Origin of the sequence: Burkholderia sp. BCC0419 (genome assembly GCF_902830285.1) — a bacterium.
In the GTDB taxonomy this organism is placed as follows: domain Bacteria; phylum Pseudomonadota; class Gammaproteobacteria; order Burkholderiales; family Burkholderiaceae; genus Burkholderia.
Window position 1 is genome coordinate 120,468 of record NZ_CADESR010000005.1, and the last position, 25,731, is coordinate 146,198.

At 66.6% G+C, this 25,731-nt stretch carries 21 protein-coding genes; 2 read left to right on the forward strand and 19 right to left on the reverse strand.

Annotated elements, in window-relative coordinates; all coding sequences use genetic code 11:
• Window positions 1–30: 30 nt before the first annotated feature.
• The gene (locus HWW87_RS24340) at window positions 31–513 is read right to left on the reverse strand and encodes a nitrate reductase associated protein (RefSeq protein ID WP_175822466.1); all 483 of its coding nucleotides are present in this window, start codon (window positions 511–513) and stop codon (window positions 31–33) included.
• Between the two features lie 114 nt (window positions 514–627).
• Between HWW87_RS24340 and fdhD the strand changes: the two genes are divergently transcribed.
• Window positions 628–1,482, forward strand: coding sequence for a formate dehydrogenase accessory sulfurtransferase FdhD (fdhD, locus tag HWW87_RS24345; protein WP_175822467.1), 855 nt, complete (start codon window positions 628–630; stop codon window positions 1,480–1,482).
• A gap of 51 nt (window positions 1,483–1,533) precedes the next feature.
• On the opposite strand, the gene HWW87_RS24350 is transcribed toward fdhD, so the two are convergent.
• From HWW87_RS24350 to HWW87_RS24435, 18 genes are all read right to left on the reverse strand, one after another.
• Window positions 1,534–2,301, reverse strand: a complete 768-nt coding sequence (locus HWW87_RS24350) for an enoyl-CoA hydratase (RefSeq protein ID WP_175822468.1) — start codon at window positions 2,299–2,301, stop codon at window positions 1,534–1,536.
• 92 nt (window positions 2,302–2,393) lie between these two features.
• Window positions 2,394–3,593, reverse strand: coding sequence for an acetyl-CoA C-acyltransferase (locus HWW87_RS24355; RefSeq protein WP_174433606.1), 1,200 nt, complete (start codon window positions 3,591–3,593; stop codon window positions 2,394–2,396).
• Between the two features lie 31 nt (window positions 3,594–3,624).
• Window positions 3,625–6,060 (reverse strand): 3-hydroxyacyl-CoA dehydrogenase/enoyl-CoA hydratase family protein, encoded by a 2,436-nt coding sequence (locus tag HWW87_RS24360; RefSeq protein WP_175822469.1) that lies wholly within the window; start codon window positions 6,058–6,060, stop codon window positions 3,625–3,627.
• Between the two features lie 113 nt (window positions 6,061–6,173).
• On the reverse strand, window positions 6,174–7,961 hold the full coding sequence (locus HWW87_RS24365) for an acyl-CoA dehydrogenase C-terminal domain-containing protein (protein ID WP_175822470.1): 1,788 nt from the start codon (window positions 7,959–7,961) through the stop codon (window positions 6,174–6,176).
• A gap of 56 nt (window positions 7,962–8,017) precedes the next feature.
• The gene (locus tag HWW87_RS24370; protein WP_174388606.1) at window positions 8,018–8,617 is read right to left on the reverse strand and encodes a TetR/AcrR family transcriptional regulator; all 600 of its coding nucleotides are present in this window, start codon (window positions 8,615–8,617) and stop codon (window positions 8,018–8,020) included.
• Window positions 8,618–8,817: 200 nt separating this feature from the next.
• Complete coding sequence (gene clsB / locus HWW87_RS24375) at window positions 8,818–10,092, reverse strand: cardiolipin synthase ClsB (RefSeq protein WP_175822471.1); 1,275 nt, start codon at window positions 10,090–10,092, stop codon at window positions 8,818–8,820.
• Window positions 10,089–10,583 carry a dihydroneopterin triphosphate diphosphatase gene (gene nudB / locus HWW87_RS24380; RefSeq protein WP_034208361.1) on the reverse strand — a complete coding sequence of 165 codons (495 nt, stop codon included), beginning with the start codon at window positions 10,581–10,583 and terminating at the stop codon, window positions 10,089–10,091. Before nudB ends, clsB begins: the two co-directional genes overlap by 4 nt.
• A gap of 159 nt (window positions 10,584–10,742) precedes the next feature.
• Window positions 10,743–12,545 carry an aspartate--tRNA ligase gene (gene aspS / locus HWW87_RS24385; RefSeq protein ID WP_175822472.1) on the reverse strand — a complete coding sequence of 601 codons (1,803 nt, stop codon included), beginning with the start codon at window positions 12,543–12,545 and terminating at the stop codon, window positions 10,743–10,745.
• 67 nt (window positions 12,546–12,612) lie between these two features.
• Complete coding sequence (locus HWW87_RS24390; RefSeq protein ID WP_006477842.1) at window positions 12,613–13,263, reverse strand: DUF502 domain-containing protein; 651 nt, start codon at window positions 13,261–13,263, stop codon at window positions 12,613–12,615.
• Between the two features lie 61 nt (window positions 13,264–13,324).
• Window positions 13,325–13,678 carry an FmdB family zinc ribbon protein gene (locus HWW87_RS24395; protein WP_175822473.1) on the reverse strand — a complete coding sequence of 118 codons (354 nt, stop codon included), beginning with the start codon at window positions 13,676–13,678 and terminating at the stop codon, window positions 13,325–13,327.
• 96 nt (window positions 13,679–13,774) lie between these two features.
• Entirely contained in the window at window positions 13,775–14,401 is a 627-nt protein-coding gene (locus HWW87_RS24400; protein WP_175822474.1) for an SAM-dependent methyltransferase, read from the reverse strand.
• A gap of 17 nt (window positions 14,402–14,418) precedes the next feature.
• Window positions 14,419–15,996, reverse strand: a complete 1,578-nt coding sequence (gene ubiB, locus HWW87_RS24405; protein ID WP_034179005.1) for a ubiquinone biosynthesis regulatory protein kinase UbiB — start codon at window positions 15,994–15,996, stop codon at window positions 14,419–14,421.
• A gap of 12 nt (window positions 15,997–16,008) precedes the next feature.
• Window positions 16,009–16,635 (reverse strand): SCP2 sterol-binding domain-containing protein, encoded by a 627-nt coding sequence (locus HWW87_RS24410; RefSeq protein ID WP_174388613.1) that lies wholly within the window; start codon window positions 16,633–16,635, stop codon window positions 16,009–16,011.
• Between the two features lie 164 nt (window positions 16,636–16,799).
• Window positions 16,800–17,831, reverse strand: a complete 1,032-nt coding sequence (locus HWW87_RS24415; protein ID WP_174388614.1) for a TIM44-like domain-containing protein — start codon at window positions 17,829–17,831, stop codon at window positions 16,800–16,802.
• Between the two features lie 41 nt (window positions 17,832–17,872).
• Complete coding sequence (gene ubiE / locus HWW87_RS24420; protein ID WP_027785403.1) at window positions 17,873–18,604, reverse strand: bifunctional demethylmenaquinone methyltransferase/2-methoxy-6-polyprenyl-1,4-benzoquinol methylase UbiE; 732 nt, start codon at window positions 18,602–18,604, stop codon at window positions 17,873–17,875.
• A gap of 52 nt (window positions 18,605–18,656) precedes the next feature.
• The gene (locus HWW87_RS24425) at window positions 18,657–19,070 is read right to left on the reverse strand and encodes a DUF971 domain-containing protein (RefSeq protein ID WP_175822475.1); all 414 of its coding nucleotides are present in this window, start codon (window positions 19,068–19,070) and stop codon (window positions 18,657–18,659) included.
• Window positions 19,067–19,510 carry an HIT family protein gene (locus HWW87_RS24430; protein WP_175822476.1) on the reverse strand — a complete coding sequence of 148 codons (444 nt, stop codon included), beginning with the start codon at window positions 19,508–19,510 and terminating at the stop codon, window positions 19,067–19,069. Before HWW87_RS24430 ends, HWW87_RS24425 begins: the two co-directional genes overlap by 4 nt.
• A gap of 85 nt (window positions 19,511–19,595) precedes the next feature.
• On the reverse strand, window positions 19,596–23,621 hold the full coding sequence (locus HWW87_RS24435) for a DUF3683 domain-containing protein (protein ID WP_175822477.1): 4,026 nt from the start codon (window positions 23,619–23,621) through the stop codon (window positions 19,596–19,598).
• 576 nt (window positions 23,622–24,197) lie between these two features.
• On the opposite strand from HWW87_RS24435, the gene ilvA reads away from it, so the two are divergent.
• On the forward strand, window positions 24,198–25,721 hold the full coding sequence (gene ilvA / locus HWW87_RS24440) for a threonine ammonia-lyase, biosynthetic (RefSeq protein WP_175822478.1): 1,524 nt from the start codon (window positions 24,198–24,200) through the stop codon (window positions 25,719–25,721).
• Window positions 25,722–25,731: the final 10 nt, after the last annotated feature.

The following is a 25,731-nucleotide window of genomic DNA, read 5'->3' on the forward strand; positions in this document are numbered from 1 at the left end:
GGCGCCGCGCCGCGGCGCGGCACGCGGCCGTCAGTGCGTGGCCGTCAGCCCGAACTCCCGCATCGCGGGCAGGAAATCGTGATTCAGCGTCGGCTTGCGCGACAACTTCACCAGCACGTAGCGCTGGAACGGCGCGAGCCGCTGCCACTGCGCGAGCGCGGGCGCCGGCAGCCCGGCCAGCGCGCTTTGCTGCACGAGCGACTCCGGCACCATATCGACGGCGCGCCAGGCCGGCTGCTCGTCCGGCTGGAACCATGATGGCTCCAGATCGGCGTGCGTGCGCAGCATTTCGAACAGCGCATGATCGAAATTGGGCTCGATCGCGGTGTCGTCGTCGGCCGGAAAGCGCGCGAGCAGCTTGCGGTCCTCGAGCGGCAGCAGTTGCCACTGTTCGAGCGAAATCCGCAGCCCGAAGCGGTCGAGATTGAAACGCACGATCATCGGGATGTACGTGAAGTTTTCCGACGAATCGTGTTCGAAGTTGAAGAGCAACGGAGCGTCGCTGAGTCCCATGGTCGTTACCTGACGTGGCGGATGCCGGCGCGGCCGGCTTGCCTGGGGTATTTTAGAACCTCTGCGCGCGGGCGGCGGCACGATCGTCGCCGGCCGTGCCTCGAATCAACGGGAGTGCTCGTGAATCCGACCCAATCAGACGAACTGCGCGACGAGCTTCGCGATGAACCGCGCGGCGCGATCGAGCTGCCCGTGAGCCGCACGCGCGGCGGCGCGGTCGAAACCGCACACGACTTCGTCGGCCAGGAATGGCCGGTCGCACTCGTCTTCAACGGCATCTCGCACGCGGTGATGATGTGTACGCCATGCGACCTCGAAGCGTTCGCGGTCGGCTTCGCGATCTCGGAAGGGATCGTCGCGCGCGGCAGCGACATCAAGGACATCGAGGTGATCCTGCACGCCGACGCGCCGCTGCCGCATGCGGAAGTCCACCTGGAAGTCGTCCAGCAGGCGTTCGCCGCGCTGAAGGACCGGCGCCGCGCGCTCGCGGGGCGCACGGGCTGCGGCGTCTGCGGCATCGAAAGCATCGACCTGCTCGACCTTGCGCCCGAACGCGTGCCCGATACCGGCTTTCTCGCGCGCCTCGCCCCCGACGCGCTGGCGCGCGCCGCGCATGCGCTGCCGGCGCATCAGGCGCTCACGAAACTGACCGGCGGCCTGCATGCGGCCGCGTGGTGCGACGCAACAGGCGCGATCCGGACGGCATTCGAGGACGTCGGCCGCCACAATGCGCTCGACAAGCTGATCGGCTCGCTCGTGCTGGCGCGCGCCGATACCACCGACGGCTTCGTGTTCCTGTCGAGCCGCGCGAGCTACGAGCTCGTGCGCAAGGCCGCGCGGGTCGGCATCCCGTTGGTTGCGACCATCTCCGCGCCGTCGTCGCTCGCGATCCAGATCGCGAAGGCGGCCGGCTTGCGGCTCGTCAGCTTCTGCCGCGAAACGGGTTACGTCGACTACGGCACGGCCTGATCGCACGCCCGGCCGCGCACCGGCGATCCACCGCCGGCGCGGCCTGCTCCGTCAGTCGAACTGACGGAAATCCGGCTTGCGCTTCTCGAAGAACGCCGTCATCGCCTCGCGCGCTTCCGGCGCGCGCAGCATCGCGGAGAAGTGGGCCGCCTCCTCGGCCATCCGCGCGGCGGTAGCCACGCCGCCCGTATCCTTCAACAGCGCCTTCGTCACACGCAGCGATGCCGCCGGCAGCGCCGCCAGCTTCGCCGCCTGCTTCGCCGCGAACGCGTCGAGCTCGGCCGCCGGCAGCACGCGATTGACGATGCCGATCCGGTGCGCTTCCAGCGCGTCGAACGCCTCGCCCAGCAGCAGCTTCTCGGCGGCGACCTGATGGCCGGCCAGGCGCGGCAGCAGTGCGCTCGATGCGGCTTCCGGGCACAGCCCGAGCTGCACGAACGGCAGCGAGAACGTCGCGGTATCGGCCGCGTAGACCAGATCGCAGTGCAGCAGCATCGTCACGCCGACGCCGACCGCGATGCCCGGCACGGCTGCCACGACCGGCTTGCTCGCGCTGCTGATCCGCGCCAGAAACTGGAACACCGATGCGGTGTCGTCCTTCGGCGGCGACTTCAGGAAATCCTCGAGATCGTTCCCCGCGCTGAAATTGCCGTCGCTGCCGCGCAGCAGGATCACGCGCGTCGCCTTGTCTTCCTGCGCGTCGGCGAGCGCATCGGCCATCGTCTGGTACATCGCCGCCGTCAGCGCATTCTTCTTCGCCGGGCGCGCGATCGTGATCGTCATCACGCCGTCGGCGCGTTCCACTTGAATGTCGGCCACAACCGTCTCCTTTGACTGTCCTCTACCGGAATGAAAAAACGGTGCGCGAGCTCGTGGCCCGCGCACCGTCGTCGCTTTTCGTCGCGTCCCGCTTACAGGCGTTCGATGATGCCCGCGGCGCCCATGCCGGTGCCGACGCACATCGTGACCATCCCGTACTTCAGGTTGCGGCGGCGCAGGCCGTGCACGACGGTCGCCGCGCGGATCGCGCCGGTCGCGCCGAGCGGGTGACCGAGTGCGATCGCGCCGCCCATCGGGTTGACCTTCGACGGATCGAGGCCGAGATCGCGCATCACCGCCAGCGACTGCGCGGCAAACGCCTCGTTCAGCTCGATCCAGTCGAGATCGTCCTGCTTCAGGCCGGCGGCCTTCAGCGCGGCCGGAATCGCTTCCTTCGGGCCGATGCCCATGATTTCCGGCGGCACGCCACGCACCGCGAAGCTCACGAAGCGCGCGAGCGGCGTCAGGTTGAACTCCTTCAGCACCTTCTCCGACACGACGAGCAGCGCGCCCGCGCCGTCCGACGTCTGCGAGCTGTTGCCGGCCGTGACCGAGCCCTTGTTCGCGAACACCGTGCGCAGCTTCGCGAGGCCTTCGATCGACGTATCCGCGCGCGGACCTTCGTCGAGCTTGATCTCGCGCGTCTTCACGTCGACTTCGCCGGTGGCGAGATTCGGGAAACGCTCGGTGATCGTGTAGGCGGCGATCTCGTCGTTGAATTCGCCGGCCTGCTGCGCGGCGAGCGCCTTGCGGTGCGACTCGACCGAGAACGCGTCCTGGTCGTCGCGGCTCACCTTCCACTGCTCGGCAACGCGCTCGGCCGTCAGGCCCATCCCGTACGCGATGCCGAAATCTTCGTTGCGATCGAAAATGTGCGGCGACATCGACGGCTTGTTGCCCATCATCGGCACCATGCTCATCGACTCGCAGCCGCCCGCGAAGATCGCGTCCGATTCGCCGACGCGGATGCGGTCGGCCGCCATCGCCAGCGCGGTGATGCCCGACGCGCAGAAGCGGTTGACCGTCACGCCGCCGACCGTCTGCGGCAGGCCGGCGAGCAGCGCGCCCATCCGCGCGACGTTCAGGCCCTGCTCGGCTTCCGGAATCGCGCAGCCGATGATCGCGTCCTCGATCAGCTTCGTGTCGAAGCCGGGCACCTGCGCGACCGCCGACCTGATCGCGTGGACCAGCAGCTCGTCCGGCCGCGTGTTCTTGAAGACACCGCGCGGGGCCTTGCCGATCGGCGTGCGGCTGGCGGCGACGATGTATGCGTCTTGCAATTGTTTGCTCATTTCAGACTCCTTGTCCGCTCTGTCCGCTCGCTCAGTTACGCACCGGCTTGCCGGTCTGCAACATGCCCATGATCCGTTCCTGCGTCTTCTGCGTGCCGAGCAGCTCGACGAATGCGCGGCGCTCCAGCGCGAGCAGCCACTGCTCGTCGACGAGGCTGCCGGCCTCGACGTCGCCGCCGCACACGGCTTCGGCGATGCGGCTCGCGATCAGGTAGTCGTGGTCGCTGATGAAGCGGCCGTCACGCATGTTGACGAGCGATGCCTTGATCGTCGCGATCGCCGAGCGGCCCGCGACCGGCACGTCCTTCGCGCGCAGCGGTGCGCGGTAGCCGGTGTCGGCCAGCGCACGCGCTTCCTTCTTCGCGGTGTCGAGCAGTTCGAACACGTTGAAGACGATCGTGTCGGACGGCTTCACGTAGCCCATCGCACGTGCGTCGTACGCGGACGCCGACACCTTCGCCATCGCCGCGTTCTCGAACGACTTCGTGACGAACTTCAGGATGTCGGTGGTCGCGTTCGCGGCCGTCGCGGCGTCCGCGGCGCGCAGCGCCGCTTCCTTCAGGCCGCCGCCCGCCGGCACGAGGCCGACGCCCACTTCGACGAGACCGATGTAGCTCTCGACGTGCACGACGCGCTTCGCGCTGTGCAGCATCAACTCGCACCCGCCGCCGAGCGCGATGCCCGACACGGCCGCCACCACCGGCACGTTCGCGTACTTCACGCGCAGCATGCCTTCCTGGAACTTTTTCACGAACGGCTCGATGCCCTTCGCGCCGCCCATCATGAACGCGGGCATCGCCTCCTCGAGGTTCGCGCCGGCCGAGAACGGGCCGCCCGGCGTGCCGAGCTTCAGCGACGTCGGCTGCCAGATCACTACGCCCTTGTAGTCCTTCTCCGCGAGTTCGATCGCCTGCACGAGGCCGTCGATCACGCTCGGTCCGATCGTGTTCATCTTCGACTTGAACGACACGATCACGACGTCGTCCTCGCCGGCACGGTCGTCGACCCATGCACGCACCGCATCGGTTTCGAACAGCGTCTTGCCGTACGTCTTCGGATCGGCTCCCGCTTCGCCGAGCAGCGGCGCACGGAACACCTGCTTGTCGTAGACCGCGAGGTCCGAACGCGGCACGAAGCGCTTCGCAGCCGGCGCCCACGAGCCTTCGGCCGTGTGCACGCCGCCCTTGTCGGCGACTTCGCCTTCGAGCACCCACGACGGCAGCGGCACGTTCGCGAGCGCCTTGCCGGCCGCGATGTCTTCCTGCACCCACTCGGCGACCTGCTTCCAGCCGGCGGCCTGCCAGCCTTCGAACGGGCCTTCGTTCCAGCCGAAGCCCCAGCGGATCGCGAGGTCGACGTCGCGCGCGTTGTCGGCGATCGATTCGAGATGCACGCCGATGTAATGGAACACGTCGCGGAAGATCGACCACAGGAACTGCGCATGCGGATGATCCGTCTCGCGCAGCAGCTTCAGGCGTTCCGCCGGCGGACGCTTCAGGATGCGGCCGACGGTTTCGTCCGCCTTCGCGCCCGAATCGACGTAGGTGCCCGTCTTCGCGTCGAGCACCTTGATCGCCTTGCCTTCCTTCTTGTAGAAACCGCCGCCCGTCTTCTGGCCGAGCGCGCCCTGCTTCACCAGCTCGGCGAGCACGGCGGGCGTCTGGTAGACCGGGAAGAACGGATCGTCGGCGAGGTTGTCCTGCATCGTCTTGATCACGTGCGCCATCGTGTCGAGGCCGACCACGTCCGCGGTGCGGAACGTCGCCGACTTCGCGCGGCCGAGGCGGCTGCCCGTCAGGTCGTCGACTTCGTCGAAGCGCAGGCCGAATTTCGCGGCCTCGGTGATCACCGCGAGGATCGAGAAGATGCCGACGCGGTTCGCGATGAAGTTCGGCGTGTCCTTCGCGCGCACGACGCCCTTGCCGACGACGCTCGTCAGGAAGGTTTCGAGCTGGTCGAGGATGTCCGGGCGCGTATGCGCGGTCGGGATCAGCTCGACGAGGTGCATGTAGCGCGGCGGGTTGAAGAAATGCACGCCGCAGAAGCGCGACTTCAGCTCGTCCGAGAACCCTTCGGACAGCTTCGTGATCGACAGGCCCGACGTGTTGGTCGCGAAGATCGCGTTCGGCGCGATGTGCGGCGCGACCTTCTTGTACAGGTCGTGCTTCCAGTCCATCCGCTCGGCGATCGCCTCGATCACGACGTCGCATTCGGCGAGCTTCGCGATGTCGTCTTCGTAGTTCGCCGCTTCGAGGTACTTCGCATCGTCCTTCACGCCGAACGGCGCGGGCGACAGCTTCTTCAGGTTCTCGATCGCCTTCAGCGCGATCGCGTTTTTCGGGCCGTCCTTGGCCGGCAGGTCGAACAGCAGCACTGGCACGCGCGCGTTGACGAGGTGCGCTGCGATTTGCGCGCCCATCACGCCGGCGCCCAGCACGGCGACCTTGCGAATCAGGAAATTGCTCACGGGATGTCTCCGGATAGTGTCGTGCAGCGCGGAATGTGAGGGCTGCACGGCGAAGTGAGTACCAGGAACCGTTGCGTTCGGGCGGCGCGCGGCGCGCACCGCCCGGACTCGCGTCAGAACAGCGATTCGTCGACTTCCATCAGCGTCTTCGAACCGGCGCGCGCGGCGCGGATCGTCGATGCCGTTTCGGGCAGCAGACGCGCGAAGTAGAAGCGGGCGGTGGCGAGCTTCGCCTTGTAGAACGGGTCGCCCGATGCTTCGTTGTCGAGCGCGAGACGCGCCATGCGCGCCCAGAAGTACGAGAACACCAGATGGCCGACGGTACGCAGGTACGGCACGGCCGCAGCACCGACTTCGTCGGGGTTCTGCATCGCCTTCATGCCGATTTCCATCGTCAGCTTCTGCACCTTGTCGCCGATGTCGGCGAGCGGGTTGATGAACTCGGCCATTTCCGGCTTCACGCCTTCGGCTTCCGCGAATTCGGTGACGAGCTTGCCGAACTTCTTCAGCTTCGCACCCATGTCGCCGAGCACCTTGCGGCCCAGCAGGTCGAGCGACTGGATCGAGTTCGTGCCTTCGTAGATCATGTTGATCCGCGCGTCGCGCACGTACTGCTCCATGCCCCACTCGGAGATGAAGCCGTGGCCGCCGTAGATCTGCATCGCATGGTTGGTCGACTCGAACGCGTTGTCGGTCAGGAACGCCTTGATGATCGGCGTAAGCAGCGCGACGAGGTCGGCCGCTTCCTTGCGCACCGCTTCGTCGGCGTGCGACAGCTCCTTGTCGATCTGCAGCGCGGACCAGTACGTGAAGGCACGCGCGCCTTCCGCGTAGGCCTTCTGCGTGAGCAGCATGCGGCGCACGTCCGGGTGCACGATGATCGGGTCGGCCGGCTTGTCCGGCGCCTTCGGGCCCGTCAGCGAGCGCATCTGCAGGCGTTCCTTCGCGTACGTCAGCGAGTTCTGGTACGCGACTTCCGTGAGGCCGAGGCCCTGCATGCCGACGCCGAGGCGCGCGGCATTCATCATCACGAACATCGCGTTCAAGCCCTTGTTCGGCTCGCCGACCATCCAGCCCTTCGCCCCGTCGAGGTTCATCACGCACGTCGAGTTGCCGTGGATGCCCATCTTGTGTTCGATCGAGCCGCACTTGATGCCGTTGCGCTCGCCCGGCTCGCCCGACGCGTCCGGAATGAACTTCGGCACGATGAACAGCGAGATCCCCTTCGTGCCTTGCGGCGCGTCCGGCAGACGCGCGAGCACGAGGTGGACGATGTTCTTCGACATGTCGTGCTCGCCGCTCGAGATGAAGATCTTCGTGCCGCTGATCGAGTACGAGCCGTCGCCGTTCGGTTCGGCCTTGGTGCGCAGGATGCCGAGGTCGGTGCCGCAGTGCGGCTCGGTCAGGCACATCGTGCCCGTCCATTCGCCCGACACGAGCTTCGGCAGGTATTGCTGCTGCAGTTCCGGCGCGCCGTGCGCGTGCAGGCATTCATACGCGCCGTGCGACAGGCCCGGATACATCGTCCATGCCTGGTTCGCCGAGTTCAGCATTTCGTAGAGCGCGTTGTTCACGAACGCGGGCAGGCCCTGGCCGCCGTAGTCCGGATCGCAGCCGAGCGCCGGCCAGCCGGCCTCGACGTACTGCTGATACGCTTCCTTGAAGCCGGTCGGGGTCTTCACGACGCCGTCGCCTTCATACGTGCAGCCTTCGCGGTCACCGACCTGGTTCAGCGGGAACAGTACCTCGGAGCAGAACTTGCCCGCTTCCTCGAGGACCTGGTTGATCGTGTCGGCGTCGAGGTCCGCATGCTTGGGCATTTGCTTGACTTCGGCTTCGACGTTCAGAAGCTCGTGCAACACGAATTGCATGTCGCGCAGCGGCGCGGCGTACTGTCCCATGACTCTCTCCAAAGGTGGGCAACGGCTCGAGCTCCTGGCGGGCGGATCACGCGCCGCTAACGGCTCTCGCTCTGATACGAAACAATCGTCTTTTCCAGCGCGGCCCACGTGAGGCGCACGGCGTCCGGCGAATGCAGGAAGCGTGCGTCGTGATGCAGGCCGAGCGTGAAGCTGTACAACTCGAAGAGCATCAGGTCCGGATCCGTATCCGTGCGCAGATGCCCTTCGTCCATCGCCTGCGAAATGGCGCGCAGCAACGCGGCACGCCAGGCGGTCACGCTCGCGATCAACTGCTCGCGCACGGGGCTGTCCGGCCGGTCGTCGTACTCCACTGCGCCGCTGATGTAGATGCACCCGGTCGTCACCTCCTGGATGCGCTTCTCGATCCAGCGCGCCAGCATCGCCCGAAGACGCGGCAGACCGCGCGACTCGCGCAGGCTCGGAAAGAACACCTCGTTTTCGAAACGATGGTGATACTCGCGGACGACCTCGACCTGCAGGTCTTCGCGCGATCCGAAGTGCGCGAACACGCCGCTCTTGCTCATCTGCATGCGCTCGGCCAGCAGGCCGATCGTCAGCCCCTCCAGCCCATCACGGCTGGCGAGGTCCAAAGCAGCTTCAAGTATCGCGGCACGCGTCTGTTCGCCTTTTCGCATAGCTATTTCTGTAACCGTTCGGGGGTTCGAATAAAATCGAACGGCCGTACTATTATTGAGTGCGGCCGCTCGCGAAACAAGGAAATTATTAGAAACCGGTGTCTAACCGAGCCGCTATTTTGCGCGATTCCGGCGGGACCGGAGCGGCTTTTCCGCACGAACGTGCGGACAGATTTTTTGAAGCGAATACTTAGTCGGCGTCAGTCGTAACCGCCGACCGTCAGCGCCTTCATCACGAGGCGGTACGTGTTGTACGCAAGCCAGTTCAGCAGCCGCTCGATGCGCGGGCGCGCGGCGTAGTGCGCGGCGTCGATCTCCCGGCCTTCGGCGAACGCGGTGGCGATCGCGTCGCGCAACTGGTTCGTCACTGCATCGTAGCGCACCAGCACGACGTTCGCTTCATTGTTCAGCATCAGGCTCAGCGCGTCCAGATTCGACGAGCCGACCGTCGCCCAGTTGTCGTCGATCACGGCGACCTTGCCGTGCAGGATCGTCTTGTCGTATTCGGCGACGCGCACGCCCGCGCGCAGCAGCGAGTGATACAGGAACGGCACGGCCGTATCGAGCGCCGTGAATTCCTTGCGGCCGATCAGCACCCGCACGTCGACGCCGCGCCGTGCCGCACCCGTCAGCGCGCGGCGCAGCTTGCGGCCCGGCATGAAATACGGATTCGCGAGCAGGATCCGCTGACGCGCCTGGCCGATCGCCGCGAGATAGGCCTTCTCGATCGCGCGGCGGTTCACGACGTTGTCGCGCGCGACGAACGCGACGCTCGGCTCGGTCACGACCCGGAGCGCGCCGGCCTTGATCCACCGGTGGCTGCGCATCCAGCGCCGGAACATGTCCGGGAACGCTTCGCCGCCGTGCAGCCCCGCCGCATACTGCGCATACGGCTTGTGGCCGAACTGGATCCGGTGCCACTGCAGCTCGAACGCCGCGCGCACGTCGGACACCGCGGGCCCGGCCATCTCGACCGCGAAATCCCAGCGCGGGAACGGCAGCGTCGCGCTGCCCTGCGTGTAGTCGTCGACGATGTTGATGCCGCCGCAGAACGCGACCGCGTGATCGATCACCGCGAGCTTGCGGTGCGTGCGCGAGAAGCCGAAGCGGCCGAACAGGAAGCGGTTGTAGATGCAGTGCTCGACGCCGGACTCGGCCCACGTGTCGAACAGCGGCAGGCGCGCGGTGCCGATGCCGTCGGTGATCACGCGCACGCGCACGCCGCGCTGCGCCGCGCGGATCAGCGCGTCCGACACCGGGCGACCGGCCTCGTCGTCGCAGAAGATGTAGGTTTCGAGCATCACCTGCTCGCGGGCGGCGTCGATCCGTTCGATCAGCGCATGGAAGAATTCGCCGCCGGTTTCGCACAGCCGCACCGTATTGCCGGCCGTAAACGCGAGCCGCGACGCGGAGCCGCGCTCCTGCAGGAACATCTGCCGCAATTGCGCGAAGCGCTTGCGGGTCTCCGCATTCATGCGGACGAGCCGTGCGGCGCACGCGCGAGGGCCACGCGCGCGGGCAATTGCAGGATCGCCTCGGCGTTCGACGGCGAGAAGCAGCGCGCGGCCGCCTCGCGGAACGGCAGCCACGCATGATCGACGTGCTCGCGCGGCGACAGCGTCACGTCGACGCGATGCGGCACGCACAGGCCGAACCAGTGCTCGACGTTGCGCGTGACGCCCGGCGCATAGCGATGCAGGTATTGCGGATAGATCGTGTATTCGATCCGGTGATGCCAGTCGACGAGCGCGGTGGCCGGCACGTCCGGCGTGCCGATCGCGATGCCGGTCTCCTCGGCCACTTCGCGCGCGGCGGTGAGCGCGAGCGGCTCGTCGAGCGCGTCCTTCGAGCCGGTGACCGATTGCCAGAAATCGGGCTGGTCGGCACGCTTGATCACGAGCACATCGAGGTCGGGCGTGTAGATCACGACGAGAACGGATTCGGGGATTTTCGGCGGCTTCGTCATCTTTGTTTCATGCGGCACAGGGCCGTGCGCCGGGCCTGCGCCCGAACGTGCGGCAAGTGCTGCGACTGTACCGCAAAAAACGAAAAAGGCGCATCACTGCGCCTTTTTCGTGGGTGTCGTGTGGGCGTGACCGCACACACGACCGGGTGCGAAAACGCGTTACGCCTTCGGCTGTTCCGGCTGACGCAGACGGATGTGCAGCTCGCGCAGCTGACGCTCGTCGACCGGGCTCGGCGCCTGCGTGAGCAGATCCTGCGCACGCTGTGTCTTCGGGAACGCGATCACGTCGCGGATCGAATCGGCGCCGGCCATCATCGTGACGATGCGGTCGAGACCGAATGCGATACCGCCGTGCGGCGGCGCGCCGTACTGCAGCGCGTCCAGCAGGAAGCCGAACTTCAGTTGCGCTTCTTCCGCGCCGATCTTCAGCGCGCGGAACACCTTGCTCTGCACTTCCTCGCGGTGGATACGCACCGAGCCGCCGCCGATTTCCCAGCCGTTCAGCACCATGTCGTACGCCTTCGCGAGGCAGCGGCCCGGATCGGTCTCGAGGTATTCGAGGTGCTCGTCCTTCGGGCTCGTGAACGGATGGTGCGCGGCGACGTAGCGCGCGTCTTCGTCGTCGTATTCGAACATCGGGAAGTCGACGACCCACAGCGGCTTCCAGCCGGCCTGAACGAGGCCGTTCGCCTTGCCGAATTCCGAATGGCCGATCTTCAGGCGCAGCGCGCCGAGGCTGTCGTTGACGACCTTCGCGCGGTCGGCCGCGAAGAAGATGATGTCGCCGTCTTCAGCGCCGGTGCGCTCGAGGATCGCCGCGATCGACGCATCGTGCAGGTTCTTCACGATCGGGCTTTGCAGGCCGTCGCGGCCCTTCGCCTTCTCGTTGACCTTGATCCATGCGAGGCCCTTCGCGCCGTAGATGCGCACGAATTCCGTGTAGCCGTCGATGTCGCCGCGCGACAGTTCGCTGCCCTTCGGCACGCGCAATGCCGCGACCCGGCCGTCCTTCGCGTTGGCCGGCGTGCTGAACACCTTGAAGTCGACGTCCTTCATCGCGTCGGTCAGCTCGGTGAATTCGAGCTGCACGCGCAGGTCCGGCTTGTCCGAACCGAAACGCGCCATCGCTTCCGAGTACGGCATTACCGGGAACGTTGCGTCGAGTTCGACGTCGATCGTCGTCTTGAAGATATGACGGATCATGTCTTCGAACAGGTCGCGGATTTCCTGCTCGCCGAGGAACGACGTTTCGCAGTCGATCTGCGTGAATTCCGGCTGGCGGTCGGCGCGGAGATCCTCGTCGCGGAAGCACTTGGTGATCTGGTAGTAACGGTCGAAGTTCGCGACCATCAGCAGCTGCTTGAACAGCTGCGGCGACTGCGGCAGCGCGAAGAACTGGCCCGCGTTCGTGCGCGACGGCACGAGGTAGTCGCGCGCGCCCTCCGGCGTGCTCTTCGTCAGCATCGGCGTTTCGATGTCGATGAAGCCCTGCTCGTCGAGGTACTTGCGCGCCTCGATTGCCACGCGGTAGCGCAGGCGCAGGTTGTGCTGCATCTGCGGACGGCGCAGGTCGAGCACGCGATGCGTGAGACGCGTCGTTTCCGACAGGTTGTCGTCGTCGAGCTGGAACGGCGGCGTGACCGACGCGTTCAGCACGTTCAGCTCGTGGCACAGCACTTCGATCTTGCCGCTCTTCAGGCCGGCGTTGACCGTGCCTTCCGGACGGTTGCGCACGAGGCCCTTGATCTGCACGCAGAATTCGTTGCGCACGCCTTCGGCGGTCGCGAACATTTCCGCGCGATCCGGGTCGCACACCACCTGCACGAGGCCTTCACGATCGCGCAGGTCGATGAAGATCACACCGCCGTGATCGCGGCGGCGCTGCACCCAGCCGCACAGCGACACGGTTTGGCCCAGCAGGTGTTCGGTCACGAGACCGCAGTATTCAGTACGCATCGACATGATGTTTGCTTTCGTTCGGTTTGATCAACGGGCGCCGCAACGCGCGGCCCGGGCGATGATTCTTTACTTACAGCGGCGGCTCGACGGGACGGCGGGCGGGCGCCGGAGCCGGCGCCGAAGGCGCCACGACGCCCATCGAGACGATGTACTTGAGCGCGGCATCGACCGACATGTCGAGTTCGATGACTTCGCTCTTCGGCAGCATCAGGAAGAAGCCCGACGTCGGGTTCGGCGTCGTGGGCACGTACACGCTCACGTACTCTTCCGTCAGATGGTTGACCACGTCGCCGCCGGGCGTGCCGGTCAGAAACGCGATCGTATACGAGCCGCGGCGCGGGTATTCGATCAGGAGCGCCTTGCGGAACGCGTTGCCGCTGCTCGACAGCAGCGTGTCCGATACCTGCTTGACGCTCGTGTAGATCGGCCCGACGACCGGGATGTGACGCACGACCGCGTTCCACCACGTGACGAGCTTCTGGCCGATGAAGTTCTGCGTGGCCAGCCCGACGACGAAGATGAACGCGAGCGTCAGCACCGCGCCGATCCCCGGCAGATGGAAGCCGAGCATCCGCTCGGGCTGCCACGATTCGGGCAGCAGGAGCAGTGTCTGGTCCATCGTGCCGATGATGAGGCCGAGCACCCACAGCGTGATCGCGAGCGGGACGAGAACCAGCAAGCCGGTCAGGAACACCGTTTTCAGCGTCGTCTTTTTCATCATCTGCCGTCAATGAACCGCGCCGGAAGCGCGGGTTGGTCGCGACCCGGTCGGGCCGCGACGGTCAACTGCCGGCGGCGGGCGTTGCGGCCGGAGCCGGCGCGGCGCTCGTCGTCGTGGTGCTGCCCGAACTGCTCGCCGCAGCCGGCGCGGCCGCGGCGGGGGCGGCTTCCGCCGCCGGTGCGGCCGGCGCCGCGTCGCCCGACGCCGCCGCCGGTGCGCTGGCGCCGCCCGAGCCGCCGCGGAAATCGGTGACATACCACCCCGAGCCCTTCAGCTGGAAACCGGCGGCGGTCACCTGTTTGCGAAAAGCATCCTTCCCGCATTCAGGGCATTGCGACAGCGGCGCGTCGCTCATCTTCTGGAGCACGTCCTTCGCGAAACCGCACGCTTCGCATCGATAGGCGTAGATCGGCATGATTATTTTTCCCGCAGAAACTGGAAACGGCTTGCAAAACCTTGAATTATAGCTGAAACCCCGGCGCGCTCCGGCAATGGCCGCGACGCCCGCGCATCAGCGGCGACGCCACGTGAGCCAGCGCTCGTGCCCGTCGAACACGGCCAGCGAATCGGTCACGGGCAAATCCTCGAGCAGCTCGAAGTGCGGCGCGAGCAGCGCGTCGAGTTCCGCACGCTCGATCCCGAACGGCGGCCCCTTCGGTTTCGCCGCCAGGAAGAAATAGCCGGCCAGCAATCCGTCCGCGGGCAGCAGCTCGGCCATCCGCGCCGCATAGCCGGCACGCAGGCTCGGCGGCAGCGCGCACAGGAACGCACGCTCGTACACCCACTGCACGTCGAACGGCGGCCGGTACTGGAAAAAATCGGCCTGCTCGACGACGTCCGCATGCGCGCCGAGCTGCGCCTTCGCAGCAGCGACCGCCTGCGCGGCGAAATCGATCGCACGCACCGGCCAGCCGGCCTGCGCGAGCCATCCGGCCTCCTGCGCACTGCCGCAGCCGGGAATCAGCACCGCGCACGGCTCGAGCCGATGCGCGAACACGCGAAAGCCGTCCGGCACGCCGCCGAATTCCCACGGCGTCACGCCGCGCTCGAAGCGCTCGTTCCAGAACGACGCGCTACCCGGGTCGCGCGTCGAGAAATCGGCGGCCGACGGTGCGGCCGGTTGCTTCGGATCGGACATCGCCGTGCTCCTTTCGGTCAAGCGCCGTACGCGAGCGCGAGCAGCACGCGCGCGACAAGCGCCCCGACGCCGACGGCCAGGCCGAAGATCAGCAACGCCTGCAGCAGCCGGTTCGTCCGTTTCTGCTCGACGAGGACCTGACGCATCAGATCCTCGCTCGCGGCGCGCGGCGCATCGTGGCGCGCGGCCATCGCATGGTGGATCAGGCGCGGCAGTTGCGGCAGCGTCTTGCTCCACTGCGGCGCCTCGACCTTGAACCGCTCGTACCAGCCGCGCAGGCCGATCTGTTCGGTCATCCAGCGCTCGAGATACGGCTTCGCGGTCTTCCACAGGTCGAGTTCGGGATCGAGCGAGCGGCCGAGCCCCTCGACGTTCAGCATCGTCTTCTGCAGCAGCACGAGCTGCGGCTGGATCTCGACGTTGAAGCGGCGCGACGTCGAGAACAGGCGCATCAGCACCTGGCCGAGCGAGATGTCCTTCAGCGCGCGATCGAAATACGGCTCGCACACCGCGCGGATCGCGCTTTCGAGCTCCTCGACGCGCGTCTCGGGCGGCACCCAGCCCGATTCGAGGTGGAGCGTCGCGACGCGGTGGTAGTCGCGCTTGAAGAACGCGAGGAAGTTCTGCGCGAGGTAGTTCTTGTCGAAATCGGACAGCGCGCCGACGATCCCGAAATCGAGCGCGATATAGCGGCCGAACGTGTTCGGATCGAGGCTCACCTGGATGTTGCCGGGGTGCATGTCCGCATGGAAGAAGCCGTCGCGGAACACCTGCGTGAAGAAGATCTCGACGCCTTCGCGCGCGAGCTTCTTGATGTCGACGCCGGCCGAGCGCAGCGTCTCGACCTGGCTGATCGGCACGCCGGTCATGCGCTCCATCACGAGCACCTGCGACGTCGAGAAATCCCAGAACATCTCCGGCACGAGCAGCAGGTCGAGGCCCGCGAAGTTGCGGCGCAGCTGGCTGCCGTTTGCGGCCTCGCGCATCAGGTCGAGCTCGTCGTGCAGGTACTTGTCGAATTCGGCGACGACCTCGCGCGGCTTCAGCCGCCGGCCGTCGGCCCACATCCGCTCGGTCCAGATCGCGATGTCGCGCATCAGCGCGAGATCCGAATCGATCACCGACAGCATGTTCGGCCGCAGCACCTTCACGGCGACGGCCTTGCCCGCGTGCACGCCCTGCTTCAGCTTCGCGAAATGCACCTGCGCGATCGACGCGCTCGCGATCGGCTCGCGCTCGAATTCGTCGAACAGCTCGTCGACCGGCGCACCGAGCGACTTCTCGATGATCGCGATCGCGACGGCCGAATCGAACGGCGGCACCTGATCCTGCAGCTTCGCGAGTTCGTTCGCGAAATCGACCGACAGCAGGTCGCGGCGCGTCGACAGCACCTGGCCGAACTTCACGAAGATCGGGCCGAGGCTTTCGAGCGCGTGACGCAGCCGCACGGCGGGCGGATCGGAGTAGCGGCGGCCGATCGTCGTGATCCGCAACAGCAGCTTCACGCGCCGGTCGTCGATCCGGGACAGCATCACTTCGTCGAGACCAAAGCGGATGACGGTGTAGACAATCTTGATGAAACGGAAAATGCGCATGCCCTGCGGCCCTCAGTGCGCGCCGCGCGGGCCGGAACCCGTGCGCGCGCCGATTTTTTGTTCGAGTCGCTCGACCCGCTTTTCGACCCGCGCGAGCGCATCGCGTGCGCGCGCCAGTTCGGCGTCGAAGCCGCCGAGCGACGCGCGCCGGACGACTTGCGGGTTCTCGTCGAGCCAGTATTCGGCGACGGAATCGAGCACGTTGCGGCCGGTGCGGCGCGCGCGCGCGCCGGCGTCGCGCACGACGGTCGCGATCCGGTACGCCGCCGCGTCGCCGACCAGCTTCGCGAGATCTTCTTCCGGTTCCCAGCGCAGGTGCTCGGCCAGCTTCGCGATCTGCGTCGCGAATTCCGCGTCGCCTTCGATCTTCACGTGCTTCATCACGGCCGCCTGGCCGCCCTGCAGGAACGCGGCGACCGTGTCGCCGGCAAGCGCGATCGACACGTCGACCTGTTGCGCATCGTGCGCGTCGACGGCCGACAGATAGCCGTCGGGCTGCACGAGCAGCGTGAGCGTGACGGGGGACACGTCGATGCGGGCAGTCTTGCCCGCATAGGGAATCAGGCGGTCGCGCGCCCACGATTCGCGCGCGAGCAGGTGATTGACGGCAGCAGCAAAAGGCTTGGCGGCAAAGGTCATCGGGCTGGGAAAGAAAAAACCCGCGCGGGCCGGGCGCCCACGCGGGTTTCTATTGTAACGTCGGATCGGCGGCAGACCGTGCCTGACCGTACACCCGGGCGGCAAGCGGTCGCAGTGCGGCGGCCGCTGCCCGGGTGCCCGGCGGCGCGGGCCGCCGGCCACGCTCAGTGCGTGTTGATCTGCTGGATACCCGCGAGCAGCCAGCCCTGACTGCCCGACTTCGACAGGTTCCACACCTCGTCGAACGGCGCGGCCGACGTATTCGCCGATTCGCGGATCAGCCCGTGGAAGCGCACGCTCGCCGACTGCTCGATGCCGCGATCCTCGATCGCGACCAGTTCCGCGTCGAGCTGCACGACGTCGGTCTGGTTCGCGTCGTTGCCGCGCGAGTCGAGGTCGATCTTGATCTCGGCGAACATTTCGGGCGTCGTGAACTCGCGGATGTCGGCCAGGTTGCCCTGGTCCCACGCCGCCTGCAGGCGCACGAAGTAGACCTTCGCGCTGCGCAGGAACGCTTCGGTGTCGAAGCCGGCCGGCACCTGCAGCGGCGCCGCTGCCGCCGCAGCCGCGCCGGCGGCCGCTGCACCGCCGCCGAACACGCCCTGCGCTTCATTCGCATAGCTGCTGCCGCTACCCGCGTAGTTGCTGCCGGTGTTGCCTTGCTGGAACGACGGGCTTTGCGAGTAGCCGCCCGACGACGACGCAGCACCGCCGACCGAATACGCCGGCTCCTGCGAGCGACGGCGATTCATGAACTTGCGGATCAGCCAGATGCCGACCATCGCGAGCAACGCGATCACGATGACGTTCGCCATCATGCTCGCGAATGCGCCGCCGAGGCCGAAGTGCGACAGCAGCGCCGCGATGCCGAGACCGGCCGCGAGACCGGCGATCGGCCCGAGCCAGCGCGAGCGGTTGGGCTGCGCGGCCGGCGTGGGCGCAGCCGGGTTCGCACGCTGCGCCTGCGACGGCGCGGCCTGCTGCATCGGCTGCTGCGCAGGCGGCGTGGCCTGGCGCTGCGTGACGGTGGAATTCTGGCGGCCGATGCTGCGCCCGCCGCCCATGCGCCGGGCTTCGGCGTCGAGCGATGCGAACGTGCCGGCCGTGAGCAGGCCGACCATCAGCAGCGTGCCGACCCGTCGAGCCCACGGCTTCGACGGTTTGCTACGGTTGAACAACGAACGCGATTCAGACATCAGCTTCTCCGAATGTAAGACGAATGTAGGGAAAGAACCCCTTAGTACTTGGTCCCTAGGTGTAAAGCTACCACGCCACCTGACAAATTGTAATATTTGACGGCATCGAGGCCCGCTTGTTCCATCATCGTCTTCAGCGTGTCCTGGTCGGGGTGCATCCGGATAGATTCAGCAAGATACCGATAACTTTCAGCATCTTTCGCGAACTTGTCGCCAAGCCACGGTAATACTTTGAAAGAATACAGATCGTACGCTTTTTTCAGCGGATCCCAGACTTTCGAGAATTCCAGCACCATCACGCGGCCGCCGGGCTTCGTCACGCGGCGCATCTCGGCGAGCGCGGCATCCTTGTGCGTCATGTTGCGCAGCCCGAACGCGACCGTGACCACGTCGAAGTAGTTGTCCGGAAACGGAATTTTCTCGGCGTCGCACAGCAGCGACGGCGTCACGACACCCTTGTCGAGCAGCCGGTCGCGGCCGACGCGCAGCATCGATTCGTTGATGTCGGTATGCCAGACCTCGCCCGTCGGCCCGGCCGCCTTCGCGAACGACCTGGTCAGGTCGCCGGTGCCGGCCGCGATGTCGAGCACCTTGAAGCCGGGGCGCACGTTCGCCTGCGCGATCGTGAACGCCTTCCACGCGCGGTGCATGCCCGCCGACATCAGGTCGTTCATCAGATCGTAGTTGCTCGCGACCGAATGAAACACGCCCGCCACTTTCTTCGCTTTTTCGTTTTCCTCGACGCTTTCGAAGCCGAAGTGGGTTTTGCTCATCGCGTTGATCCTCAGTAAATGGCAAGACGGCGCCGAGCGGGCGCCGTCGATTTCAGTGGCAGTGGCCGTGCGGCGCGCCGGCCGCCTGCATCGGCGCGTCGCGCTCGACGCCCGCCGCCTTCAGTTTGTCGAAATAGTCGCGCCACAGCGCGTCCTGCTGCGTCGCCAGTTCGTACAGCAGGTCCCACGAGTAGATGCCGGTCGAATGGCCGTCGGAGAACGTCGGCTGCAGCGCGTAGTTGCCCACGCCCTCGAGCGCGGTGATCGTCACCTCGCGCTTGCCGGTCTGCAACGTCTCCTGGCCGGGCCCGTGGCCGCGCACCTCGGCCGACGGCGAATAGACGCGCATCAGCTCGAACGGAACCCGGAAGTTCTCGCCGTTCGGGTACTGCAATTCGAGCACGCGCGATACCGCGTGCACGACGACGCCGGACGGAATCGGCGTCGTGGAAGTCAAACCGCTCATGGCTGCCTCGAATCGGTCATGCGTTGAATTTCCTCGCGCACCGCATTGTGCAGCAGCGAGGCCTGCGCCGCGCGCGAGCGCAGCAGCGCCTCGGACACGCTGCGCTGGCGCGGCGCCCACACGGGCTGCGGGAAATGGGCATCGTTGGAAAAGCGCGGAATCACGTGCCAGTGCACGTGCGGCACCATGTTGCCGAGGCTCGCGAGATTCACCTTGTTCGGCTGCATCACGCGGCGCATGGCCCGCTCGACCGCGTAGACCACGCGCATCAGGTGTGCCCGCTCGGGCTCGCCGAGATCGGAGAACTCGGCCACGTGCGCGCCCCAGATCACCCGGCAGAAGCCCGGGTAGTCGTGCTCGCCCGTGGCCAGCACGACGCGCAGCGCATCGTCCTGCCAGAGCACCTCGCCGCCGTCTTCACGGCAAAACACGCATTCCATCGTCGCTCCCATATGGACCGGCGCCGGCATGGCTGCGCCGGCGCCCGCTCATTCCCGGCCCGGTCGGGCGGTCGTCATGCCCGCATTAGACCAGCACGCGCTCGATCCCGCCATGGTTCGCCCGTGCGACATAATCGGCCATCCAGTTCTCGCCGAGCACCTGGCGCGCAATTTCGACCACGATGTAGTCGGCTTCGATGTTCGCATCCTCGTTGTAGCGCGACAGGCCCTGCAGGCACGACGGGCAGCTCGTCAGGATCTTCACGTCCGGGCCGTTCGCGCCCGCGGCGGCCGGCGCCGGCGCATCGCCGGCCACGACGGGGATCGCACGCAGCTTCGCGGCGCCCTTGCGGATCTCTTCTTCCTTGCGGAAGCGGACCTGCGTGGAGATGTCCGGGCGCGTAACCGCGAGCGTGCCCGATTCGCCACAGCAACGATCGTTCTTCTCGATCTGGTAGCCGTCCTTCTCCGCGCCCATCAGCTCGTTGACGAGCTTCACCGGGTCCATCGTCTTGATCGGCGTATGGCACGGGTCGTGATACATGTAGCGCGTGCCCGTCACGCCGTCGAGCTTCATCCCCTTCTCGAGCAGGAACTCGTGGATGTCGATGATCCGGCAGCCCGGGAAGATCTTGTCGAATTCGTAGCCCGCGAGCTGGTCGTAGCAGGTGCCGCACGACACGACCACCGTCTTGATGTCGAGGTAGTTCAGCGTGTTCGCGACCCGGTGGAACAGCACGCGGTTGTCCGTGACGATCTTCTCCGCCTTGTCGTACTGGCCCGAACCGCGCTGCGGATAGCCGCAGCACAGGTAGCCCGGCGGCAGCACCGTCTGCACGCCGGCTTCCCACAGCATCGCCTGCGTCGCGAGCCCGACCTGCGAGAACAGCCGCTCGGAGCCGCAGCCCGGGAAGTAGAACACCGCTTCCGAATCGACGGTCGTCGACTTCGGGTTGCGGATGATCGGCACGATCTTGTTGTCCTCGATGTCGAGCAGCGCGCGCGCCGTCTTCTTCGGCAGGTTGCCCGGCATCTTCTTGTTGACGAAGTGGATCACCTGCTCGACCGCGGGCGGCTTGCCGGTCGTCGCCGGCGGGTGCTGCGTCTGCTTCGTCACGACCTTCTTCAGCATGTCGTTCGCGAAGCGCTGCACCTTGTAGCCGACGCCCATCATCACGCCGCGCGCGAGGTTGATCGTCTGCGGATTGGTCGCGTTCAGGAAGAACATGCCCGCCGCATTGCCGGCGTTGAATTTCTTCTTGCCCATCTTGCGCAACAGGTTGCGCATGTTCATCGTGACGTCGCCGAAGTCGATCTTCACCGGGCACGGCGTCGCGCACTTGTGGCACACCGTGCAGTGGTCGGCCACGTCGTTGAACTCGTCCCAGTGCTTGATCGACACGCCGCGGCGCGTCTGTTCTTCATACAGGAACGCCTCGACCAGCAGCGACGTCGCGAGGATCTTGTTGCGCGGGCTGTACAGCAGGTTCGCGCGCGGCACGTGGGTCGCGCACACCGGCTTGCACTTGCCGCAGCGCAGGCAGTCCTTCACCGAATCGGCGATCGCGCCGATGTCGGACTGCTGCATGATCAGCGACTCGTAGCCCATCAGCCCGAAGCTGGGCGTGTACGCGTTGCGCAGATCGGCGCCGTCGAGCAGCTTGCCCTTGTTGAAGCGGCCGTTCGGGTCGACGCGCTGCTTGTACGCGCGGAATTCGGCGATCTCGTCGTCGGTCAGGAACTCGAGCTTCGTGATGCCGATCCCGTGCTCGCCGGAAATCACGCCGTCGAGCGAGCGCGCGAGCGTCATGATGCGGGCAACCGACGCGTGCGCGTCCTGCAGCATCTCGTAGTTGTCGGAGTTGACCGGGATGTTGGTGTGGACGTTGCCGTCGCCCGCGTGCATGTGCAGCGCGACGAACACGCGGCCGCGCAGCACGCGCTTGTGGATCGCCTGCGCTTCGTCGAGGATCTGCTTGAACGCGCCGCCGTTGAAGATCGCGCGCAGCTCCGCGCGGATCTCCTGCTTCCACGAGATGCGGACCGTGCGGTCCTGCGTGATGTGGAACACGGTCGCGCCCGGCTGCTCGTCCGCGCGATCCGCGAACTTCTCGGCGAGCGCCTCGTAGCCGAGCTGCACCAGGTAGTGCTGCGCCTCGCGCAGCGGCTGGTCGAGCCGGTCGCGCACGAATTCCCAGCGTGCACGCACGCGCTTGAGCAGTTCCAGCGCCTGCTGGACACGGTCTTCCAGCAGTTCCGCGCTCGGGATCTCGTTCGCGTCGTCGGTCTTGCCGAGCGGCAGGTTGCCGCCGCGGAAGAACGCCTCGAGCGCGTCGACCAGCTGCAGCTTGTTCTTCAGCGACAGCTCGATGTTGATCCGCTCGATGCCGTCGGTGTACTCGCCCATCCGGTTCAGCGGGATGACGACGTCCTCGTTGATCTTGAACGCGTTCGTGTGCTTCGCGATCGCGGCCGTGCGGCTGCGGTCGAGCCAGAAGCGCTTGCGCGCCTCCGCGCTGACCGCGACGAAGCCTTCGCCGCTCTTGCCGTTCGCCATCCGGATCACTTCGGACGTCGCCTGTGCGACCGCGTCGGCATCGTCGCCGACGATGTCGCCGATCAGCACCATCTTCGGGAAGGAATTACGCTTGCTCTTGGTCGCATAGCCGACCGCGCGCAGGTAGCGCTCGTCGAGGTGCTCGAGGCCCGCGAGGATCGCACCGCCCTGCTTCGACGTCTCGAACAGGTAGTCCTTGATCTCGACGATGCTCGGGATCGCCTCGCGCGCCTGGCCGAAGAATTCGAGGCAGACGGTGCGCGTGTGCGCGGGCATCTTGTGCAGCACCCAGCGCGCGGACGTGATGAGCCCGTCGCAGCCTTCCTTCTGCACGCCCGGCAGGCCGGCGAGGAACTTGTCGGTCACGTCCTTGCCGAGGCCTTCCTTGCGGAACCGGCGGCCTTCGATCTCGAGCATCTCGGTACGCAGCAGCTTCTCGCCCGGCGCATACGCGCCGTCGAACCACTTCAGCTCGAAACGCGCGACCGCGATGTCGTGGATCTTGCCCTGGTTGTGCTCGTGGCGCGTGACTTCGAGCCAGTTGCCGTCCGGGTCGACCATTCGCCACCAGGCCAGGTTGTCGAGCGCGGTGCCCCACAACACGGCCTTCTTGCCGCCCGCGTTCATCGCGACGTTGCCGCCGATGCACGATGCGTCGAGCGAGGTCGGATCGACCGCAAACACGTAGCCGGCCGCTTCCGCCGCTTCCGTCACGCGGCGCGTGACGACGCCCGCGCCGGAAAAGATCGTCGGCACCTTGTGCGCGACGCCCGGCAGTTCGGTGAGTTCGACCGCGCCGAGCTGTTCGAGCTTCTCGGTGTTGATCACCGCGGAGAACGGCGTGAGCGGCACCGCGCCGCCCGTGTAGCCGGTACCGCCGCCGCGCGGGATCACGGTCAGGCCGAGCTCGAAGCAGGCCTTGATCAGCGCCGCAATCTCGGCTTCGGTATCGGGGGTCAGCACGACGAACGGGTATTCGACGCGCCAGTCGGTCGCGTCGGTCACGTGCGACACGCGCGACAGCCCGTCGAAGCGGATGTTGTCCTTCTGCGTGCAGCGGCCGAGCGCCTTGGTCGCGCGGCGGCGCAGGTCGGCCATCTTGTCGAATTCGTCGGCGAACTCGTTGACCGCGCGCTGCGCGGCCGTCTCGAGCATCTCGACGCGCGACGCGCGCTCGCGGCCCGCGTCGTCGCGGTGCGCGGTGAGATCCGCGCTGCGGCGCTTGCCGATCTCGGTCAGGCGATGGTTCAGCGCCTCGATCAGCAGCGCGCGACGCTTCGGGTTGTCGAGCAGGTCGTCCTGCAGGTACGGATTGCGGCGCACGACCCAGATGTCGCCGAGCACTTCATACAGCATCCGTGCCGAGCGGCCCGTGCGGCGCTCGGCGCGCAGTTCGTCGAGCACCGACCACGCCTCTTCGCCGAGCAGGCGGATCACGATCTCGCGATCCGAGAAGGACGTGTAGTTGTAGGGAATCTCGCGCAACCGGGGCGCGGGGTCGGCGGCAACGGCGGCGGCCGCGCCATTCGGATCGAAAACTTGTGGTGCGTTCATGTTCGGACGACTCGGAGGGCCGATATCCCGTGCACGGGCGTCGGCAAGCGCGTGGGCGCAATCTTGGGGAAATCTGTTCTGTTACCAGGCGCGCGGCTGTCCTTCATGGGGCCGGAGCGGGCGACTCGCCCCTCCTGGCCGGCGACAGGGCCTGGCGGCACTCGGAATCATCAGCACGATCGCGCGCGGCGCGCATGCCGTTCGGCCGCGGGGCTGGCTGCGCGCGGCGTCGGCTTCAACGGTGCGATCCGAGGGTGCCTCTGCATCTTCCGAATCCTTGATTCAAAACGGAATTCTAACCCATGATCGGGCCGCCCGTGACACGCCGGACAGGTCGTGGGGCTATCGCCGCGAGCCGCGCCGGGCGGGGTTCTGCGCGGTTTCGCGCGATCATTCGCCGTCCGTCCGGTCGGTAACCGTGCGGTTAAACCGGTAAAAGCGGGACGCCCGGCGTCGCGAACGCGCCGCCCGTGCGGCCCCGCGACGGTGCGCTCGGCATGCCGCTTGCATGCGGGCGGACCCTTGGCGCTATCATTGATCTTTTACCGTCTGCATCCGCACTGCACGCGAGCGCCCATGGCATCCCACGATTACCTGAAGAAAATCCTCACCGCGCGCGTCTACGACGTCGCGATCGAGACGGAACTCGAACCGGCCCGCAACCTGTCGGCCCGGCTGCGCAACCCGGTGTACCTGAAGCGCGAGGACAACCAGCCGGTGTTCTCGTTCAAGCTGCGCGGCGCGTACAACAAGATGGCGCACATTCCGGCGGACGCGCTCGCGCGCGGCGTGATTACCGCCTCGGCCGGCAACCACGCACAGGGCGTCGCGTTCTCGGCGGCCCGGATGGGCGTCAAGGCGGTGATCGTCGTGCCCATCACGACGCCGCAGGTGAAAGTGGACGCGGTGCGCACGCACGGCGGCCCGGGTGTCGAGGTGATCCAGGCCGGCGAGTCGTACAGCGACGCGTACGCGCATGCGGTCAAGGTGCAGGAAGAGCGCGGCCTCACGTTCGTCCACCCGTTCGACGATCCTTACGTGATCGCCGGCCAGGGCACGATCGCGATGGAGATCCTGCGCCAGCACCAGAGCCCGATCCACGCGATCTTCGTACCGATCGGCGGCGGCGGTCTCGCGTCCGGCGTCGCCGCGTACGTGAAGGCCGTGCGCCCGGAGATCAAGGTAATCGGCGTGCAGGCCGAGGATTCGTGCGCGATGGCGCAGTCGCTGAAGGCCGGTGAACGCGTCGAGCTGACCGAGGTCGGCCTGTTCGCGGACGGCACCGCGGTGAAGCTCGTCGGCGAGGAAACCTTCCGGCTGTGCCGCGAATACCTGGACGGCGTCGTGACCGTCGACACCGACGCACTGTGCGCGGCGATCAAGGACGTGTTCCAGGACACGCGCAGCGTGCTCGAGCCGTCCGGCGCGCTCGCGGTCGCGGGCGCGAAGCTGTACGCGGAGCGCGAAGGCATCGAGAACCAGACGCTCGTCGCGGTCACGTCCGGCGCGAACATGAACTTCGACCGGATGCGCTTCGTCGCCGAACGCGCCGAGGTGGGCGAAGCGCGCGAAGCCGTGTTCGCGGTCACGATCCCCGAGGAACGCGGCAGCTTCAAGCGCTTCTGCTCGCTGGTCGGCGATCGCAACGTCACCGAGTTCAACTACCGGATCGCCGATGCGCAATCGGCGCACATCTTCGTCGGCGTGCAGATCAAGCGCCGCGGCGAATCGGCGGAGATCGCCGCGAACTTCGAGTCGCACGGCTTCAACAGCGTCGACCTGACGCACGACGAGCTGTCGAAGGAACACATCCGCTACATGGTCGGCGGCCGCTCGCCGCTCGCGCTCGACGAGCGCCTGTTCCGCTTCGAATTCCCGGAACGGCCGGGCGCGCTGATGAAGTTCCTGTCGTCGATGGCGCCGGACTGGAACATCAGCCTGTTCCATTACCGCAACCAGGGCGCGGACTACAGTTCGATCCTCGTCGGGCTGCAGGTGCCGCAGGCCGATCGCGCCGAATTCGAACGCTTCCTCGCGGCGCTCGGCTATCCGTATGTCGAAGAGAGCGCCAACCCGGCTTACCGCCTCTTCCTGTCGTAAAGGCGTCACA